This is a genomic window from Candidatus Desulfatibia sp., from assembly GCF_036446775.1.
Taxonomy (GTDB): domain Bacteria; phylum Desulfobacterota; class Desulfobacteria; order Desulfobacterales; family UBA11574; genus Desulfatibia_A.
The window spans coordinates 1-3,710 of the sequence record NZ_JAZFTO010000108.1; the positions used below are offsets into that span (position 1 = coordinate 1).

7 protein-coding genes are annotated in these 3,710 nt (G+C 45.2%); 2 read left to right on the forward strand and 5 right to left on the reverse strand.

Annotated features, from left to right (window positions below; genetic code table 11):
• Positions 1-18 precede the first annotated feature (18 nt).
• Both V3S16_RS05130 and V3S16_RS05135 read left to right on the forward strand, forming a co-directional pair.
• Positions 19-252, forward strand: coding sequence for a glutaredoxin family protein (locus tag V3S16_RS05130; protein WP_413883607.1), 234 nt, complete (start codon positions 19-21; stop codon positions 250-252).
• Positions 252-584, forward strand: a complete 333-nt coding sequence (locus V3S16_RS05135) for a ferredoxin-thioredoxin reductase catalytic domain-containing protein (protein WP_413883601.1) — start codon at positions 252-254, stop codon at positions 582-584. Before V3S16_RS05130 ends, V3S16_RS05135 begins: the two co-directional genes overlap by 1 nt.
• 1 nt (position 585) lies before the next feature.
• On the opposite strand, the gene V3S16_RS05140 is transcribed toward V3S16_RS05135, so the two are convergent.
• From V3S16_RS05140 to V3S16_RS05160, 5 genes are all read right to left on the reverse strand, one after another.
• Positions 586-1,194, reverse strand: coding sequence for a DinB family protein (locus V3S16_RS05140; protein ID WP_413883602.1), 609 nt, complete (start codon positions 1,192-1,194; stop codon positions 586-588).
• Positions 1,195-1,226: 32 nt separating this feature from the next.
• Positions 1,227-1,736, reverse strand: coding sequence for a MaoC family dehydratase (locus tag V3S16_RS05145; RefSeq protein WP_413883603.1), 510 nt, complete (start codon positions 1,734-1,736; stop codon positions 1,227-1,229).
• 131 nt (positions 1,737-1,867) lie between these two features.
• A complete protein-coding gene (locus tag V3S16_RS05150) occupies positions 1,868-2,506 on the reverse strand; it encodes a phosphatase PAP2 family protein (RefSeq protein ID WP_413883604.1) in 639 nt (212 codons plus the stop codon).
• 237 nt (positions 2,507-2,743) lie between these two features.
• On the reverse strand, positions 2,744-3,157 hold the full coding sequence (locus V3S16_RS05155) for a type II toxin-antitoxin system VapC family toxin (protein ID WP_413883605.1): 414 nt from the start codon (positions 3,155-3,157) through the stop codon (positions 2,744-2,746).
• Positions 3,154-3,381: an AbrB/MazE/SpoVT family DNA-binding domain-containing protein gene (locus V3S16_RS05160; protein ID WP_413883606.1), complete on the reverse strand. Its 228-nt coding sequence runs from the start codon at positions 3,379-3,381 to the stop codon at positions 3,154-3,156. The genes V3S16_RS05155 and V3S16_RS05160 overlap by 4 nt, the downstream gene beginning before the upstream one ends.
• Positions 3,382-3,710 lie beyond the last annotated feature (329 nt).

Genomic DNA, 3,710 nt, shown 5'->3' on the forward strand with positions numbered 1-3,710 from the left:
TCTGAACAACCGGTACAAATTTATTCACTCAGCACTTGCAGCCATTGTAAAGCTATCAAGAAACTGCTCACAGAATGCACCGTTCATTATGACTTTGTTGATGTCGATCTACTGGACGGAGAAGAAAGAGCCGCCATTTTGGAAGATGTTAAAAAATTCAACCCCAGATGCTCCTTCCCAACCATTATAATTGGAAATACAGTTGTCGTAGGATATAAGGAAAATGAGATCAGGGAGGCCTTGGGATTGTAATGGAAGTAGAAAAACTTTATGAGCTGCTCAAGAAAACTCAGGAAACCAAGGGTTACTTTTTCAACAAGGACAAAAAGAGAGTATTTGAGCTGCTTCAGGCCCTGATACTCAACAAGGAACGCTACGGTTATATGGCTTGTCCCTGCAGATTAGCTGCAGGAGACCGCACACACGATAAAGATATTATCTGCCCTTGCATCTACCGCACTCCGGATGTTGAAGAGTTCGGAAGCTGCTACTGTAATCTCTATGTTTCTAAAGAATGGAACGCAGCCAAAATTCCTCACCAGTATGTCCCGGAAAGACGACCGCTTGAGAAGACAGCATTTTAGACTAAAGATCAGGTCGCTCCGTGCAGGGTCTATTCCCAGGTCCCGGCAGGTTTGCTTTTAAACCACCTTTTGATTCCCCGGCAATCAGAGACTTTATATCCGGGTAGGCATATACAGTTAATGCATTATTCTGGGGTAAACCACCGGTATCGGCAGTCGGCCCATAAATACTATAGATCTCTCTTCCCAACATTCTTAATATAGCCGTCTGCTCTCCCCGGTGATGCGCCGTGTGGGCTATCCTTCTCACCATAATCCAAGTTCTTGTGCGCTTAGTTTCAAAGAAAGAAACCTCTTGTTTCCACCAGGCTTTGTCCTTTTCTTTTAGAGCTGCAAACCGTTTCCCGGAATCTTCAGCATATCGTTTAATAAATTCGAGACGTGTTTCCTTCTCCGGCAAAGGAGGTGCGCCAACATCAATGCCAAACATATTGCAAAACCATTTATCTTCACCGACGCACTGATGTACCATATGTTCAAGTGGATTCCTATCTCTTTTGTCAAATGGACGAGGACGGATTAAAAGATCGTTGTCCATGAACATGCTCCAAACGCTAAGCGTTTTAATCCGTTCGGTGTCATAAGTGTCTACGAGAAAATTGTATTCCATTTATTGCTCCCTTTCAATTTTTCTTATGCCGTTTACGATTTGGTACCGTTCTCCATATTCCCCGGGGATTTCTGTCGGCAGAACAAGAAGTTTACGGCCTTCATGCTCATCACAACCTCGCGGTTCTGGTTCATCACTTCGATAAAAGAGTGGACCATACCGCGATCCGGCTTGGAGCGCGAACGCTTCGTTTCCTGAACAGTCACGCGGATGGACAACTCGTCGCCGGGGCGTACGGGTTTGTTCCAGCGCAACTCATCAACGCCGGGCGAGCCCAGGCTCGCCACTTTCGAAAGGTAGTGGTCGGCGAAGAGTCTCATCATCAGGCCGGCGGTGTGCCAGCCGCTGGCGATCAATCCGCCATAGATGCTTTTCTTCGCAGATTCCGGATCGGTGTGAAACACTTGCGGGTCAAAACGCCGGGCAAAGGCGATCACCTCGTCCTGCTCCACCGTGACAGAACCGAATTCGTGCACCGAGCCGGCAACGTAATCCTCGAAGTAGCGCTTCTCGGCGGGAACGGCGAAGGTCGATTTTTCCATAATTATCCTCACATAAATATGATGAATTCGTGATAAGATCCCGCAAGTTTACTTGCGGGAGTTTCATAAAATTGTATCAGCTTACTATGGTTACATGCCGTCATATTAAAAATTGCTTCTTTTGCTTAAATCTAATTGCCGGGATAGAAATCTTTTTCGCGTGTTATCCTGTTTCTCAGCCATTGAAATGATAACATTGACCGGGCAATACTCCCGCCCAGCAAAGCGCCAAATAACACATCACCGGGAAAATGGACGCCCAGATAGATTCGACTCAATGCAACTATTATTGCCATGCCGTAAAAAGCATATCGTCTTCTTGGAATACATTCAGCTAAAAAGGCTGCTATCATAAAGGCATTGCTGGTGTGCCCGCTGGGAAACGATCCATTTTCGCTCAGATCAGACGCAATGCCCGCAGAGACTCGCAGCATGACATGCTGCTGTTCAAATGGCCTGGGACGGTCAAATAAATACTTGAGGCTATTGCATACCCCCGCACTAACTCCATAAATCAGCACCAAAAATAGGCAAAAAAATAAACCGACTTGCAGATACAATTTAAATTTTTGTCTGCTGCTCAAATCAGTCTCGGCAGGATGTGCAAACTGCTTAACCCTTAACAGGCCTATGCCGATTATCCATACCCAGACAAAATTTGGATCGCCTAAATGGGTTATCCATGGCATTATCAAATTGAAGAGAGCATTGGTCCAATCCGTATTAATCCAAATAAAAACAGATCTGTCAAATTGTAAAAGATAAGTCATGTCCCCCTGATTCCGGTCTTTTCATTTGCATATTCTATTTAACTTTGTTTTTCCAACCTATCGAGGCGATGTTTCAAATATTTCTTGTGTTTCTCGATCTCTTCGGTCGTGATCCGGGAAAATTCGTCCCAGGTAGAAGATGTCTTTTCAAGCAGGGACCCGACATGCCGGGTCACCAGCTGGAATGAGCGCCAGCGAAACCAGTCTGAGTTCAAGGGCCTGTTCGATGATACGTCCTTATAATTGCTCCGGGCAGATCAGTCTGACTGTCGGAAAATATGTTTGGTATCTGCTTACATCCCGTGTAAGTAAATCCAGGCCAAGCACAGCGGCTTGTGCTCCGATATAGAAATCGGGTAAAGGAGACCTCTTGATTCCTCTACCGTTTCTATGCTTGAGATAAGCTTTACCAGCCAGAAACAGAGCTTCCTTAGGGATTTCTAACATCTGGAATCCGCCTTTATGGAGGGCTGACTCCAATTCCTCTATCTTCCCAAAACCGACAGAGACTTCCGTGTACACTATTGAGTTAATATAGAGGGTTGTGTAAACGCTATAATTTGCCAATGCAGATTCAGACCAATCAGCCCAATTAGGATCATCAAGGAAAATGTCTAAAATAACGTTTGAGTCAACCAGAAGGTTCTTCATCTATCGGCCCTCGTTAAGGCCATAATCTCGTCTGTCGTCATTTTAACAGTTGCAACACCACGTAATTTTGCAAATTTACGGGTCGCCGCCTTTTGCCCTTTTCGTTTCACTAAAAATACGCGGCCTTCTTCCTCGACAAAATCAACTTCTGTTGCTGGGGTTATCCCCAATTTTTCGCGAATGTGCTGGGGAATTGTGACTTGACCTTTTGTGGTTACTCTCATGATTTGACCTCCAGTACTGAGTATTACTGGTAATAGTAATACATTGTGCGGGCAAGGTCAATCCCAATCAATGTTATTAACCAGGTAGCTTTCGCTAATGAATCCTTTGTTCTAACTCGTCGGGGTGAACCTATTGCCGCCATTGTTTCCATGAAAGATCTTAAATTGTTGCAAGATTTAGAGGACCGAGTTGATGTAGAAGATGCGTGGAAAGCGGGTTACTGATAACTGTCACGGCTACTGCGTTCCGACAAAAAAAGGCCTAAACGTTTGTTCATCCTGTTCAAGGGCCGCCCGGACCTCTTGAAGCATCCTTTCCTTATCCCCGG